The organism is Neobacillus massiliamazoniensis (genome assembly GCF_001048695.1).
Classification (GTDB): domain Bacteria; phylum Bacillota; class Bacilli; order Bacillales; family Cytobacillaceae; genus Neobacillus; species Neobacillus massiliamazoniensis.
Genome location: NZ_CVRB01000002.1, coordinates 101,193 through 118,205, shown reverse-complemented (window position 1 = coordinate 118,205; position 17,013 = coordinate 101,193). Strand labels below are relative to the sequence as shown.

Here is a 17,013-nt window from a genome sequence, read left to right as displayed (position 1 = left end):
ATTATAGCTTATTTATAATTTTCAGACTGCTATTGTAAAGGGGGGGCTACCTGCAAAAATTCTAGTATTTCTTGATTAGGTCCTTCGTAAAAAACGGTCTCCCAGCCATTCTCCAGTTTATATGGACCTTCTATTTTTCGATAGTCACCAAACCGGTGCATCACATCTTGGATGTGGTTTACTTCAAAACAAAGATGAGTCAATCTTTCATTTTTCTGATGACCAGAGAGTAACTCCAACCTGAAATCCTTCAAAGTTAGAAACACAATTTCTTCCTCCATGAAATACATTCTGGATTCTTCCTGAAAGCCCAAGTATTTTTTATAAAAAGCGACCGACTCTTCTATATTTTTCACTTCTAGGGCATAGTGATGGAATCGCATAGGTAGCCTCCTATCATATTATAAGATTCATATCTCCAAACTCATGCCATAAATAACCGGCTTTAATTGCTTGATCGTATGCATTAAGCAATAGTGATTCAGATATAAAGGCAGATAGCATATCGAGGTGGCTGGCTTTTGGTTCGTGAAAACCGGTGATAATCCCATCAGCGATCTTTAAAGGAAAATGTTTGTCGATATATAAATTTGTCATTCCTGATAGGGCTCCGTTCATCGCTGCCGTTTCAAGTGCCCTGACTACAGTCGTCCCAACTGCAATTACTCTTTTACCAGATGCCTTTGTTTCAAGAATTTTTTCCATTGTACCTTCAGCTATTTGATACTCTTCCTCATTCTCCTCAGGTCTCTGGTGCCACTGATCATCAAGCAAATAGCTTAATCCAGTATGCATCTGGATAAAATCTAGCTGAATGTTCATGCACTTCAATTTAAATAGGAGCTCCCAGCTGAAGGCCCTCCCAGCCGAGGGCATCTCCACTGAACCTGGGTGGCACGCAAAAACTGTTTGATAGTAATCCAAATCCCATGGCTGTTCAATATATTCATAACGGATGGGTTCACCAAGGGCATAGATCATATTAAAAAGGTCCGTTCCCTTTTTTGTAAACTCAATGATCTTAAGAGGAGAATTCTCTTTTTCAGCCCGTACCATTGCAGATAAATCAGGGGAAAACTGCAAACGATCGCCTGTTTTTACAAGGTTAGCGACAATGAGCGCTTCCCAAGTACCTTCACCGCGGCGCCTTGCCAGCCTTACCTCCACTTTAGGTGCGAGTTGTGCGGTGCTTCTGACCCATTCAGCATGTAAAACTGCAGGGATGGTTCGGCTATTATTTAAAATAACAAGATCGCCAGTCTGAAGGTACTGGGATAAGTGAAAAAAATGGTCATGGTTGATTTCTCCAGTAGTACGGTCTAAAACCATCATCCGAACATGGTCCCTTCGCACACCTCGTTTTTCGGGTGGAAGGGATGCATTCAGGTCGTTAGGAAGATAAAAATCCAACTTTTTAATTGCCATATTTCACACCTCCTCGGACTGTGCCGCAAATCGCTGGCCGTTAATGCCTACAGCCTTATCTGATGCCAAGTATAAAAATATATCAACTACATCTTCGGGCTTAGCTAATGGATAATTGCAATCTGGAACGGCCAATTGATGCATGTCTGTGTCCATTTCACCGGGATCGACCATGTTGACCCGGATATTGGTTTCGTTCAATTCATCTGCCCATGTTTGTGTAAGACCCTCAACAGCAAATTTTGAAATCCCGTATGCTCCCCAACCTGCATAACCGGTGTTGCCGGCTTCTGATGTCACATTGATGATTGATCCAACATTTCGTTCAAGCATTCCCGGAATCACTCTTCTTGTAACGAGAAAGGTTGAAACCGTATTTACCCTTAGCACTTCAGCAAAATCCTCCTCGGGATAATCGAGCAGCAGCGGCATCGGACTTGGACCTAGTATAGAGGCATTATTTATCAGAACATCAATATGACCATAAGCCTCTTCAGACATCGCAACAAACCGTTCAACATCTCTAGAATTCGAAATATCGGCAGTAACCGCCAATACTTCTGCACCTAAGCTCTCCACTTCGTCTTTGACTTTTAATAGGATTTCCGAGGATCTTGCACAAATGGCTAGCTTGGCGCCTTCCTTTGCAAAAGCTAATGCCAACGCTCTTCCTAAACCTTTGGAGGCCCCAGTAATCATCACTACTTTATTTTCCATCTCTTATCTCCCCTTCATCACTTGATGTCTTAAGCATACAGGTTTCTTCCAAAACCTCCCTCAGAAAAAAGCTTGAACTTTTTCTACAACTTTTGGCTGAAAAAGGGGAAATCATGACGAATAAGGAAAAGTTACATAACACAAAAAAGTAACCGCTCATACTTAAAGAGTATGAACGGTTACTTTTTTTGTACTAAACAGGCTTACCGGCGCCCCAAGGATTTGTCGCCTTTTACCAATGATTTGTTTCAACTATCTCCGAAAGCTGCAGTAGAACTTAGTTAGAAATTAAAGCCTGGAATTCCTTACTGTTTCGAACGTTGTTAAAATCCTTCTCGGTTTTTGCCACGTCTTTAACTGCCGGCTCTAGGTTCAGAGCAAGCTTTAAATATTTCACGGTATTGGCAACGTCCCCCCGCCGCCCATAAATACTCGAAATACCATAATAGGACCAAACATAGTTTTCAATTTCAAGGTCCTTATTATACCATGTGATGGCATCATCATAATATCCGAACAGTTCATAGGCTAGTCCTTTATTAAATAAAGCATATCCATAGTCAGGCTTCAATTGAAGACTTTTATCGATGTTTGCCAAGCCTCCATTAAAATTACCTGAAAAGCATTCGGCAATGCCTTTTACATTATAGGCCTTATAAAAGGCGGGGTCCTGCTGAATAATTTCATCTTCAATTTGAATAGCCGTAGAATACTCCTGGCTTCTAAAGGCATTGTAACCTTCCTGATATTTAGCCTCAAGCTGTTTTTCCAATTCTGCTTTCTTTTGTGAATCTTCAGTCCCTTGCGATTGCTCAGCATTTTGGACTTCCGTATGCTTTGCCAGGGCTTCTGCCTTTTGTTTAGTATTATTTTTATTATTTTGAGTTGTCATTTGCTTATTAGCATTGTTCTGACTTTGGGTGCTTACTTCACTTCTGCTGCAAGAAACACCTATCGAAAGAACTGATACCGTTAAAACGATCGTGAAACAAATTCTCAAATAAAAAGGTTTTCGCATTTCATTATTCTCCTCATAAGGTTTTCTGCATTAATATTGAGGATTGGTAACCCTTTTTTCAAAGGTATTCATATCATAAAAAGCGCTTATATATACCCTGTGCAGTTTGTATATTCCATTATTTTTATTGGACCATCCCTGATCCATACTTAAGGCCATCGTATAACCGGCTTCTTTTGCTGCCTGAAGGGTCGCATCGTTGTAAGTACCAAATGGATAGGCAATATAATCCACTTTCTTTTTTAGAAGGCCCTCAAGAAATAGCTTTGAATTTTTCATTTCTTCTAATTGATTCTGATAAGATAGAGTTTCCAATTTTTTATGATCGACAGTATGACTCTCAATCGCAATACCATTGGACTCTAATTCTTTTAATTGGGTAGACGTAAGGTACGCTGAATTCTTGTCCACTGAATCTGTTATGACAAAGATGGTGGCTTTAAATCCATATTTCTTGAGAATAGGGTACATATGCGTATAGTTGTCTACATATCCATCATCAAAGGTCAAAACTACGGATTTTTTAGGAACCGGCTTATTTTCTGAAAAGAAACGATATGCTTCAGCTAAAGTCAGAGTGGTATATCCGTTATCTTTCAGCCACTGCATCTCCTTGTCCAAAAGCTCCGGAGAGATAATAAGCTGATTTCCATTTGTATTTCCTACGGAATGATAGGTAAGTACGGGGATAGATTCCGTATTATCTTTCATTTCAATTGGATTGTTCGTGGTGGTATTATTTGATTCAGCACTGGAATTAGTATCTGTTTTCGTATCTCCATTTGTATTTTCTTTACTTGTCTCTGCCTTTTCGTCACTTTTATTTAAAGTTTGCGTCGTTTTGCTTTTTTCTTTTTTATCAATTCCGTTGGAGCTTGCTGGAGCAGATTTTAGTGAACAACCTGTCATGAAAAGTAGATAAAACACAGATAGAAAGATTAATAGATTTTTTGTAAGCTTTTTCAATTTTTTCCTCCTTATAAAATGTGGGTATATCAACGGTTTGACCCGTTGGTAGGTGTCAAAATAAAATTTCAGAAATTTCTTTAATATTGTATACTCATATAAACTCCATTACAAATTATACCATGATAGGAAGTATTCTCAACAACATTGAGTCATTATTGGCCCAATATATTTTATTTTAAAAATTTTCCGTCGACCATGTCATTTTTCCCGTCTATCTCCCTAGGCAGCAAATGGAAGAAAAACTATTGAGTGTTTGCTAACAGTTCAGCAAACTATTTATAATAGAATTAAAATTTTATCGAGGGAATACATTTTAAGAAAAGGCTAAGAGTAAAAATTACTTGTGGGGTGATTTTTTGAGTATGCCAAAGGGGGGAAATGGATGTTAACTGAGAAAGAATTGTTTGAAATAAAAGAACTTCAGGAAGCTTGCGAGAAAGAAGGTGGATTTCACCTGAAACTGAATTTTGAAATGCTCGAAAACCGTTTAGAAGATTGTAAGGAAGATTTCTTTCATTATGAAGATGGCAGGCTTGTTGGTTTTCTAGGAAGTTATGATTTTGGAAATAAAGTTGAGCTTTGTGGAATGGTGCACCCGGATTACCGAAGAAGGGGAGTATTTTCTAGGCTGCTGACAATGGGACTAGAGGAGGTAAAGAAGCGAAATATCAGGACGATTTTATTAAATGCCCCAACAGACTCCCATACTGCAAAGGGGTTTTTGAGAAATATTCCATGTGCATTTTCGTTTGCGGAATATCAAATGAAATGGCAGAGAACAGAATTGGCGGAGGATTCCTCAGTTACCATAAGATCGTCTTTTTCAAATGATGATTTGGAAATGGAAATACAACTTGATGTCTTAGGTTTTGGACTGAATGAAAGTGAAGCAAGCGAGATGAATCGGAGGATTAGGGAAAACAGCAGTGATCAAAGACTTATTATTGAAGTAGAGGGGGAAACAGTCGGGAAAATGCGTGTTTCCGAATTGAATGGTGAAGCTTGGATATATGGTTTTGTCGTTTTTCCCGGACTCCGAGGGAAAGGAATAGGAAGAAAAGCTCTATCAAAAGTGGTGAAAATAGAGGATCATAAAGGATTGTCTATTTTTCTTGAGGTAGAAGCAAAAAATACACATGCACTTGGACTCTATGAATCATGCGGATTTAGAAGCTACCATTCTCAAGATTACTATGAATATCTTAATTAGGATAAGTTAGTAACCGTTCATGGGTTTGTGAGGAAATTAGAGGAGTTTATTTTGGTTAAACATAATACTGGAAAAATTTTTAGATGGTAAGCTTCCTTTTCTTACAATGATAATGGGGCTTACCATTACTTTTTATTGACTCGGAATAGCGTGAAAAAAGGGAAGCTGGAATGCGGATTTGGCTGGGAGTTCGGAAGTGATTTTTTACTGAACATTTCAAGGAGTTTTACAAGAAAGATGGAATATATATATAATCATAATTTTTATTTAAGGCAGGTATAACTCTATGGAAATAGATACTCTCCGAACGAATCAAAGTAAAGAGCATATCCACATGAAAGAACTGCTTAAGTCTCTTGTCGAAACCACGACTAACGCTATTTCTATTAGAGACATGCATGGAAATATACTTCTCGTAAATAGTGCCTTTGAAAAAATTTATGGCTGGACATACGAAGACTTGTTAAATGACCCCTACTGCCTTGTACCAGAAAATTTAATAAACGAGACGAAAGAAATATTTCATCCGATTAAATCCTTTGGAAAGAAAATTTCGGGATATGAGACTGTACGTGAACGAAAAGATGGTACGCTTGTCCAAGTAATTCTAACAGCTTCCCCGATACGAGATACAGAAGGGAATATCTTTGGTACTGCTGTTATCGCCAGAGATATTACAGACCGCAAAAAGGCTGAAGAAGCTTTGCGAGAAAGTGAAGCAAGATACCGGATACTAGTAGAAAATACGAACGACATTATAAGCACATATGATTCGAACATGAAAAAAATATTTGTATCTCCTTCTATAGAGCTTCATTTGGGATACACTCAATATGAATATCTTCAGGCGGGTACTTTTGATTTTATTCACCCTGATGATGTAAAAACAATAGTTGATCTCCGTCAATCGATTACTATCCATAAAAAAAATGTTCAAATTGAGGTCAGGTTAAAACATAAAAATGGATCGTGGGTGTATTTGGAGTCGCGTTGTGTCCCAATCTTATCTGAGAACTCTGAGATAGAGAGCTATCTGATAGTTTCACGTAATATCACAGAACGAAAACAATCAGAAAAAGCTTTGCGGAAGAGCGAGGAACAATACAGGTTCATTGCTGAAAATACTGCAGACTTCATTTCTGTGATTGATAAGAATGGAGATGTATCGTACAGCTCTCCTTCACATCTGAAAAAGTTAGGCACTGATAGAATTTACTTTGAAAAAATCCATCCTGACTATGCTTCTCTCGTCTGTGAACGATTTTCATACATGCTTCAATCGAAAACCCCTATTATCTGTGAATATCGCTACAAACTTGAAAACGGAAATTGGATTTATTTGGAATCGAGAGGAATTCCTTTTTTCAGCACTGATGGCGAATGCCAATACTTTTTCAACGTTACACGTGATATTACTGAGAGGAAACAAACCGAAGACCTTTTACGGAGAACTGAAAAGCTGTCTGTCATCGGGGAATTGGCCGCAAGTATAGCGCACGAAATAAGAAATCCTCTTACCACAATAAAGGGTTTTATTCAGCTCTTACAACCGGAGGTTTCAGAGAATTCTGCTTTTACTGATATTATGCTGTCTGAGCTAGATCGAATCAACTTTATCATGGGTGAGTTGCTTGTCTTGGCAAAGCCGCAAAATCTCCATGTGAAACCGATTCTTTTGCACAGTATCATTGATAATGTTGAAAAATTGCTTAAAGCTGAAGCTAATTTAAAAAATATTGAAATTATAAAAGAATTCGGAAACACATCCATAGTGATCAATTGTGAAGAAAATCAATTCAAACAAGTATTTATCAACATTATTAAGAATTCCCTTGATGCCACCTCAGCGAATGGCGAAATCAGGATTCAAACAAAACTTCTAAGTGACAACCAAGTCCTTATTCGCTTTTCTGATAACGGATGTGGCATTTCAAAGGAGCTACTGCCAAGACTTGGGGAACCTTTTTACACCACAAAAGAGAAGGGAACAGGATTAGGTTTACTTGTGAGTAACAAAATTATTAAAGATCATCAAGGTAGTATCAACATCACAAGTGAAATCAACAAGGGTACAGTCGTCGATATCACTTTACCTATTTCTATAAGAGCTTCCCATGAATAATGTAAGATAAACTGAGCTTATCGTCATGAGCAAAAATAAAGTTCCCTAAAGTACAAGAAATCGAGGCTGACTCAAATGGTCGTTAAATAACGACTAATTTGAGTCAGCCTCTTTTATAAGATTAATTAAAAAAGGCCTTTTTTCTAAATTATTGGCTGTGTTAAAGGTCATTGTTGATTTTTAAAAATATGTTGATTGGAGCGGAAGGCGCAAGATCCTCGAAAATGCTATCGCATTTCCTTCGTGCGGTGTTGATTCGAGGATGCTAATTCAACGTCCTGCGGGAGTACGGGGCAGGGGAGACCCCACAGTTAAGCGCCTAGGAGGCTCCACGAACCGCCCGCGGAAAGCGAAGCGCCTGGAGCGCAAATCAACAGGCAAGTTTAACACATCCTAATTATTAAGAAATTAAATCGGTTAATATTCCTTTATTAGGATTAATTTGGAATAACATTTGGTATCTAGTAACCAATTACTAATTCACTGCAAAATTTGTCCTAATAACTAGATTATTAATAATAGTACAACCAAAATTCATATAATATTTTTTTGTATATTCTTTAAAATTCCCCCAAGTGGAAATAGTAATCTATTTCCATTTTAAATGGATATACCCTGCAATTTAATCGATTTTTATTATAAATGTTTACATTTTTAGTAGAAAAATGGGTGATTATTTTTAAGTTTGTCGAAATTCGTCAAATAAAAAGGGCATATTTTCCCCCAATTTACGAATTTAATAATCTCAATTACTATTTAAATATATTTAAGTATTTAGAAAATTGTAACTACTTAAATATAAAAATGATTTTGAGCATCTAGTAAACTGCTCAACCAGGGGGGAAATTATGAAGGTAAGGAAAAAACCTATAAAGAGAATGTTATCTATCTCTTTGTTGATTGCAATGTTTTTAAACATTGTACTAGCTCAGAATGTAACACTCGTACATGCTGCTGCTAAGCCAAATAAGCAAAGTTCGTCCAGTGGAACTTTTAATGCAGATGAAGTAAACCGTATTCTTGACGGTCTTACTCCTGAGCAAAAAGCAAACATTAATAATCTTACTGGAGCAGATAATACGCAAAAAATCCATGTGGATAAAAAAGATTTGCGTAGTGCAGGAAAAATTAATGTTATCGTTCAATTTAATGTTGATCCAGCTAAAATACAAATCATTAAGCAATCTTTGGCTAAAGGCGGTGCAACATTAAATAGCCAAGCTTTTGCTGCCGAATATTCGGACGCACAAAAAAAAGTTGCAGATTCTCACGCTAAATTTAAAAGTTTTGTGAATACGCAACCTACAAAGCAAATCATTGGCGGAAAATCTGTTAAACCTAGTATCGGGATTACTAGAGAATATACAGATGCATTTAATGGAGTAGCTTTATCTTTACCTGCAAACCAAGTTGAAACAGTTGCAAATAATCCTGAAGTTGCTTCTGTTTGGTCTGAAGTAAAATACGAGGCATCTGAACAAAAAAGCTCAGCACAGACTTCAGATACAAGTGGTTCTGTCGGAAAGCCTACATCAGCGCTATCTTACTTGGGTATTGATAAACTTCAAGCCGATGGCAATACAGGTATTATTAAAACTGGTCCTCGTGCTGGCCAAGCAATTAAGGTCGGTGTAGTGGATACCGGTATTGACTACAATCACCCTGATTTATACAAAGCTACACATGACCAAGCTACTGGTCAACTATGGGGAGGACATGACTTTGTCAATAATACAGGTGTCGATGCGGACGGCAATATCAATTTTGTGGATGACCATGACCCAATGGAAACCACTTATGCGGATTGGGTAGCGGCTAAAGACCATCCAGATCCAATTGCAGGTCCGCCTCCTGCGGACTACAAGCAATATATCACGGAACATGGATCACACGTTTCAGGGACGATTGCGGCAAACACAACAGATAATAATGCAATCTTTTCAGCAAATGGCGTAGCGCCAAATGTTCATCTTTATGGATATCGTGTTTTAGGACCAGGTGGACACGGTACATCAGCCGCTGTGTTAAATGGTATTGACCAGGCAGTGAAAGATCATATGGATGTCATCAATCTTTCTCTTGGAGCAACGGTGAATGATCCGTTGTACCCAACGAGTGTCGCCATCAACAATGCTACAATCCAAGGTGTGACCTGTGCGGTAGCAGCAGGAAATGCTGGTCCTGGCAAAGCCACGGTTGGTTCTCCAGGAACGGCGGCGCTAGCCATCACCGTTGGTGCAAGCACCATTCCGGAAACCCTTGCTGTCATGACATTAAAGGGTGGCTCAGGTTCCTTTCAAGCTCGTTTGTTCGGCAAAAACTTCGCACAAGCAGATGATACCTATAAAGGAAAAACATTTCCAATTGTAGATGTCGGTTTAGGCAGTGCTGCAGATTACATTGGACATGATATGACGGGTAAAATTGCTCTCGTTCACCGTGGCGTTGATTACTTATCAACAAAAATGGCAAATGCGAAAAATGCAGGTGCCGCTGGTATGATTATTTGGGATAATCAGGACGATAGTGCGAACCAAGGATATATCAATAGCTTCTTAGGCATAAGCATGGACAATATTTATGCTGTCTCTTTGACTCAAGCACAAGGGCAGGCGCTTTCAGATTCGATTGCGAAAGATCCAAAAAACGCAACCATCACATTCCCGTCTACACTTGATGCGCCAGTCGTGAAGGCTGGGGATACCTTAGCAGACTTTAGCTCAACAGGACCGGTTAAAGATTGGACGATTAAGCCGGATGTTGTCGCTCCTGGCGTAGACATTATGTCCACGGTTCCATATGATGTTTACGATCCACAAGACACTGCAACACACGATTATAAATATTCGTATATGAATATGTCCGGTACTTCCATGGCAACGCCTCACGTTGCAGGAATTTCCGCATTGATTTTAGCTGCCCACCCAGATTATACTCCTGCAGATGTCAAGGCGGCGTTAATGAATACCGCGAAGGATATCAACACAGATTCAAATAAGTACAGCGTATATCAAGTCGGTGCTGGACGTGTTGATCCTGTTCGTGCCATTAATGCAGATGTTAAAATTCAAGTTTTAGATAAGGCTTATACCAATGATAACCCAAATGATTCAAGCACCATTCATCAAGTAGATAACCTTACAGGAAGCATGTTCTTCGGTTTTAAAGGCAGAGGAGATGGCGCAACGAACGGCTCTGATGATGTGGTTTCATCAAAAGACTTTAACATAACGAATCAAGGGACGAGCAATAAAACATTTAATATCAGTACGAAGTTTATTTCAACAAAATTTGCTGGATCCAATCCGGTCGGACCGGGAACTGGAAACGATGTGAAGATTGAATTTACTGCCGGTGGTTCAAACGTGACTTCCCTTAATGTTGGAGGAGGCAGTACCGTTAAAGCAACAGCCACCATCTCGGTTCCGTCAAATTCATTAGATGGCACGTACGAGGGGTATATCTATCTTGTAAATGCAGCTGACTCATCCGAGTCTTACCGCATTCCGTTCACCATTACTGTTGCAGAAAAAGGAATTGATTTTAAAGTCCTCACGAAGGCTTTTACACTGCCAGAAACTATAACGGGAAACAGGAACGATGATACACCTGCTTATACTTCTGGCTTTACCTTCTCTGTCAATAGTTCAATGCAAAACATGTATCTTTTATTGAAAGACAATAAAGGAAATTATTTGGGGTTAATTAGTTATTATAATCTCAGCACTTGGGCTCCAGGTGTTCAATCCCGTCCTCTGGTAATGCTTTACCTTGGACAGTATTATCCATTTACAAAGCCATATAACGGGTCACTTGATAATTCCGGACTTGGGGATCTAACGGTTATAAAAGAAGGTGCTTATTCCGTTGAGGCAATTGCGACGGACGCAGCTGGTAAACGCTACACAGCAGAAGATACCGTCTATGTCGACACAACAGCACCAACCATGACCATGGACAGTGATTCAAAGCCAGGAATTTATGAAATTGACCCGACAGGCTATCAACCAGGACAAGAGATTAAAGGGTTTTATGGTACCGTTTATGATTCGAATATCGACTTCATGAAGAAAAATGGCGAAACTTCGCTATTAGATAGCAGTTTTAAAACTGTACCGATTGACCAAGCTCAGAACATAGTCTGGGGTTACCAAGATAATGCTTATCCAACTGTAACCTTCCATACAGATGCGAAAGGCCGTTTCCATTTTGGAGTTACTCCTGAGGACTTAACCAATCCACTGGGCAGTCATTTTATGATCTATCCGAGCGACTATTCTGGTGAAGCGGATGAGAATACCGGTGAACAACATTATTATTTCATTAAAAAAGGTACTCCATATGTAACATATACAGCTTCCGGAGGTGTGGATGCAGGTCCGGGAAATCAAGATAAGCTTGTTGTGGATGCGAATAAACCATTTAATACTACAATCGCAACGAAAAATGCAATTGGAATGACTGACGGTAAATTTACGATCGATAGTAAGGTTTACTCATTTAGTAATATTAGGCTTTCAGATGAGTATAAAAACTATCTAACCAGCAAAGGGATTGACCCTTCTAAGGTTTTAACCGTTCAGCAGCATGTCGTTGATCAAGGTACTTATACGGAAAATTCCGCGGATATTACGATATCTGGAATTGGTGCGGCCGGTGCGCTTGATAAGGATATGAATATTTTAGAAGCAGATGTAACCTATACAAGCAGTGATCCGATTGTTGGACCGTTTAACTTTGATGTAACACAATCAAACCTTACGATGTCAGGTGCAGATACTCAAGTTGCGGCGTTCCCAACAAATGATCCTTATGTACGACAGTCAACATCCTTGCTTCGAGGTCGTATGGCGGCTGAAGCTTTCGCACGAAATAATGTTGGCAATGCTTTTCCAAATACGACGGTTGATACAGGTGCTAAGGTAACCGTTACCGATTCAAATGGTAAAACCTATATAACTGATACTCCATCAACCACTATAAACAACACAGTTGATTATCAGTTTCTTAAAGGAAAATATGCAGTAACCATGGATGTAAGTGACAAGCCATACTCTGTTGTGACATCGATGCCAGGGCATTTCAAGGGATATGCTACAACACCTGTGATTGGTAATAACCATTATGGTTATCAATCGGGAACATTCTACGATATGCCGAACCTGATTCCGATTCTATTAGGTGGAGATGTCAATGGGGATAACGTCATTGACATGAAGGATCTTGTAGCTGAAATCAATGCTTATTATCAATATAAGAACCTTAGTAATTTTAACAATCCAGACAACACTTTAGCAAACAAAACTGCTTTCCTTAACAGCAACAGAAATGCGGATATTTTTTGGATCAAACCAGGAACTGCTGGTTATGGAATTGATTATAATGACTTCTATTACCTCTTCGAAAACTTTGGTAAACAAAATCAAAGTGCAATCGATGCAGGTATGACGGTTCCGACACCACAGCTTACGGTGGATCAGGATACGACCATAACAACGCAATATGGCGGTACCATTACGTTAAATGCTGGCGATGGCTTACAGCAAGTCATGCAAAAGCTTAATTTTGCAGGTCCAAGACAAACGACTTCAGTTGGGACCCTTCCAACTTTACAAGACTTGCAAAATGGTTCAAGTATTACATTAATACCAACTAGCACTGTATTTCTAGATGATGTCGTTTGGAGAAAAGCGATTACGAATATTCTGATCGGTTCAACAGATGTAACAAATTCTGTAACGATCAAACCAGGATATTCCGATGCAACAGGAGATCATCCTTCTCAAATTACCTTGCCTGGTTCTTTATTCACGGCAATCGGTAATTACACGGTTACCATTAAGGCTTCTGGCTATCAGGACGTAACGGTACCATTATCTGTTAAGGATTCGCCAATTAAGACGCCTGTGATTCCAATGGTTACAGACCCATCAAAAGCACATGTAGGGAATGATTTAACCTTTACCTTTACAGATGATGCCAATTGGCGTAATGGTATCAATAATATCATTGTTTACACGGCTGGTAATGGTCCGGCATCAAAAGGAAAAGACATCACTACCTTGAAAGATAATAATGGTAACTTATACTATGATTTAAGCCAACCAGGAAAAATTACATTCAAGGCAGATTTATTTAAAACAAATTCAACACTAGATCCTAATAAATCAACCACTTATAATAATGCAACGTTAGATCCAGGCGGAACAAACTGGCTGCCTCAGCTCTATAAGTTTGTTATTAACTCAACAGGTGCTGATGGTACGGTTTACCCGGCTACAACCATAGGCTTGAATCATATTGGCGCTGCTGGACAAGCTGTTGGATACGGTATTACGTTCGATAGTCAAGGTGGTGCTCCTGTTTCCCCAATATCGGTTGGATACATTCCAAACAAATCCGATAATAACGGGGATTATATTTACAATAATGTTGGAAACTTAATTAATCCAAGTACAACAAGACCGGGATATAAATTCATTGGTTGGTATAAAGACCAAGCAGGTACGAATTTGTGGGACCCATCAATTACTGCAAACTCAGACCAAACCGTATATGCAAAATGGCAAATGAATTTTACGCAAAACTATTCGCCAGTTGATGCAACAAAACCTAATGGTGCGAAGTTCGACGGAACGAATGGAAGTGTAAGCGGAATTGGCTGGGTGCTTGGTGAAGGGAATCTCAACATCAGCATTCCAGATTATTTAACGAATATTCCTTGGTTAACGGGCAAGGATAAAATTGCAAAAATCGAAAAAACGTACTATAAACTCAAGAGTGACGGAACATCTGAAACGACAACGACAACCGAACTCATCGATCCAAGCACCTATAACTTGGCATCGAACAGCGACGGCAGCGGAACGCTTTCCTTTACTACGGCGACTGAAAGCTATGCAGCGGCACATCCAACGAATAAGTATGCCTTTAGCGCAGCACCAGACTACAGAGGATATACGTTAACCGTTACATCGACGACGGGCGAACATACTGACATTCCAAATGTAAAACTTGGATATCGACGTCACATTGACTTAAACGGCGGAACGTTAAAAAATCCATCTGACTTAACATTTGCTGATACTCTTGTGAATGGAAAAGCCAATGTACCTGATATGTCGCAAGCTTCAAAATATATAACAAATGGACTTTTATCCGCTAGTCTAACCCTATATCTGGATGCTGCAGGCACAAGTGGAATGGCATCACCTATTTCAAAAACGAACGGTGTAATGCTAAATGATAATGCAACGTACTATGTATGTTGGATTAAAACCCCTCCTGCCATTTCTAAGCAAGTGGTTGGAAACACGGTGGGCAGCGATATTACGTTAAGATTCACAGATGACGGAACATGGCAAAAGAATATTAAAGAAATTGATATTGGTTCGAAAAAATTAGTTCCGAATACGGATTACACCATTACCGATGGTGCGATCACCCTTAACCATTCTCTATTCACAACGGGGCAAAAGATAAATGTAGTGATTAAATCAGAAGGTTATGTGGATGCACTCGTTCAGGATCAAGTGATCGGTTATTTGGTCACATTTGAATCAAATGGCGGTGATTCGATTGCGCCTCAAATCGTCGATCGGAGTGCAACGAAGCCAGCAGATCCAACTAAGGTCGGCTATAAGTTTACCGGCTGGTATACAGATCAAGCTTTAACGAAACCATTTGATTTTACAAGCATTGTGACAAGTCCAATCACACTCTATGCAAAATATGCTTTAGCTGCATCTCTTGTTACAACAGATTCGACAGATAACGTAGTTGGTAACGATATGACACTTGATTTCAGTGATTCAGACTGGGCAAAAGCCATTACCGGCATCACGGTTGGCGGGTCTAATGTAGATGCAACGAAATACAAGGTAGATACGTCTTCACACACGATTACGTTAGATAAGAGTCTTTTTACAAAAGCAGGAGATTTCACGATCAGTATAAGTGCAAAGGATTATGCGGATGTAACCGTAATCCAAAAAGTGGGCAATGGATATAATGTACATTTCGTAGTTCAAGGCAATGCTCCTTTTGAAGTAAAAGACCAAATTGTAGCACGCAGAATAACACAACCGGTTGTTTACGGTTATGATTTAACTTGGTTCGCAGATGAGGCACGTACAATTCCTTGGGATTTCACAAACTCCATCTATTCTGACAGAACACTTTATGGGAAATGGACACTTCATAAGTTCAGCGTTACGTTCGATCATCAAGATGGAAGCTTAGTAGACAGTAAGACAGCAGATTATGACACAACAACGACAGCTCCAGCTGTACCTACTAGACCAGGATATGCATTCCTTGGCTGGTATAAAGATCCTGCAGGTAAGACAGCATGGAATTTTGCGACAGATAAAGTCACAGGTGATGTAAGGCTGTACGCAAAATGGGCAGCGGGTGTAGAAAACAATGGGCTTTACAACAAGGATGTCACCATTACATTTAATGAATCAACCGCTACACTAGATGGCAAAGATTTCACAAGCGGAACAAAGGTTACAAGCGAAGGTGACCACACATTAGTGGTAACGGACGCATCTGGGAACGCAACAACTGTTCAGTTTACCATTGATAAAACGGCACCTGTTGTTTCTGGAGTATCGAACGATGGTTCCTACAATCATGATGTAACAGTTACATTCAATGAAGGAACTGCAACATTAAATGGTGACGCCTTTACAAGTGGAACAGTTATAAGTCATGAAGGAACTTACACATTAATCGTAACGGATAAAGCCGGAAATGTAACAACTGTGGAATTCACCATTGATAAAACAGCTCCAAATGCTCCAACCATTAATAGTGTTAGTGACAGTGATACTTTAGTAACAGGTACTACTGAAGCAAACGTTACCGTTTTTGTTAAGAGTAATAATACGATTATCGGTACAGGAACTTCTGATAGTAACGGGACATATCGAATTACTATAAGTAATCAAAAAGCAGGAACCGTGTTAACCGTATTTGTAAAGGATGCAGCGGGGAATGAAAGTGCTTCTGCAAAAGTAACGGTAAATGGAATAAATCATTCACCTGTTGTGGATGATGTTCAAGTATCTACTACAGAAAAAACTGTTATAAGCGGTAAAATAACCGGCGAAGACCCTGACAATGATACATTGACGTATACAAAATCAACGGATCCGCAGCATGGTACTGTAACAGTTTCTTCAGATGGTTCTTGGAGTTACACACCTAATGATGGTTTTGTAGGCGACGATGAGTTTAAGGTGTTAGTTTCCGATGGAAAAGGCGGTTCTGCTATTGTTACGGTGAAGGTTAAAGTAAACCCGGCGCCGAATACGGGAACACAGCCTCCTCCTTATACGGGAACACAGCAGCCTCCTAATACGGGAACACAGCAGCCTCCTTCCAATCTGAGCCAATTACCAAAAACCGGCTCTATTTGGGACAGAAACCTTCTTCTTCAATTGGCTGGAATAATCACAGTAATGGGTGCATTATTACACTTCTTTAGAAGAAGAAAAAGAGAAAAAGAATCGAATTAATTTAGAAGGAAGGTAGAATGATGTTTTT

General features: G+C 39.3%; 8 protein-coding genes. 3 read left to right on the top strand and 5 right to left on the bottom strand.

Annotated features, from left to right (window positions below):
- Positions 1-29: 29 nt before the first annotated feature.
- The 5 genes from BN1082_RS08610 to BN1082_RS08590 form a co-directional block, all read right to left on the bottom strand.
- The gene (locus BN1082_RS08610; protein ID WP_090633420.1) at positions 30-383 is read right to left on the bottom strand and encodes a VOC family protein; all 354 of its coding nucleotides are present in this window, start codon (positions 381-383) and stop codon (positions 30-32) included.
- Positions 384-396: 13 nt separating this feature from the next.
- Positions 397-1,425, bottom strand: coding sequence for an S-adenosylmethionine:tRNA ribosyltransferase-isomerase (locus BN1082_RS08605; RefSeq protein WP_090633418.1), 1,029 nt, complete (start codon positions 1,423-1,425; stop codon positions 397-399).
- Between the two features lie 3 nt (positions 1,426-1,428).
- Complete coding sequence (locus BN1082_RS08600) at positions 1,429-2,142, bottom strand: SDR family NAD(P)-dependent oxidoreductase (protein WP_090633417.1); 714 nt, start codon at positions 2,140-2,142, stop codon at positions 1,429-1,431.
- Between the two features lie 277 nt (positions 2,143-2,419).
- Positions 2,420-3,160 carry a tetratricopeptide repeat protein gene (locus BN1082_RS08595; RefSeq protein WP_090633415.1) on the bottom strand — a complete coding sequence of 247 codons (741 nt, stop codon included), beginning with the start codon at positions 3,158-3,160 and terminating at the stop codon, positions 2,420-2,422.
- 30 nt (positions 3,161-3,190) lie between these two features.
- On the bottom strand, positions 3,191-4,126 hold the full coding sequence (locus BN1082_RS08590; protein ID WP_090633413.1) for a polysaccharide deacetylase family protein: 936 nt from the start codon (positions 4,124-4,126) through the stop codon (positions 3,191-3,193).
- A 385-nt stretch (positions 4,127-4,511) separates the two neighbouring features.
- Between BN1082_RS08590 and BN1082_RS08585 the strand changes: the two genes are divergently transcribed.
- The 3 genes from BN1082_RS08585 to BN1082_RS08575 all read left to right on the top strand — a co-directional run bounded on the left by BN1082_RS08585 (position 4,512) and on the right by BN1082_RS08575 (position 16,985).
- A complete protein-coding gene (locus BN1082_RS08585; RefSeq protein ID WP_090633411.1) occupies positions 4,512-5,339 on the top strand; it encodes a GNAT family N-acetyltransferase in 828 nt (275 codons plus the stop codon).
- Positions 5,340-5,625: 286 nt separating this feature from the next.
- On the top strand, positions 5,626-7,461 hold the full coding sequence (locus tag BN1082_RS08580; protein WP_090633409.1) for a PAS domain-containing sensor histidine kinase: 1,836 nt from the start codon (positions 5,626-5,628) through the stop codon (positions 7,459-7,461).
- An 848-nt stretch (positions 7,462-8,309) separates the two neighbouring features.
- Positions 8,310-16,985 (top strand): S8 family serine peptidase, encoded by an 8,676-nt coding sequence (locus BN1082_RS08575; RefSeq protein ID WP_090633407.1) that lies wholly within the window; start codon positions 8,310-8,312, stop codon positions 16,983-16,985.
- The last annotated feature ends 28 nt before the right edge of the window (positions 16,986-17,013 follow it).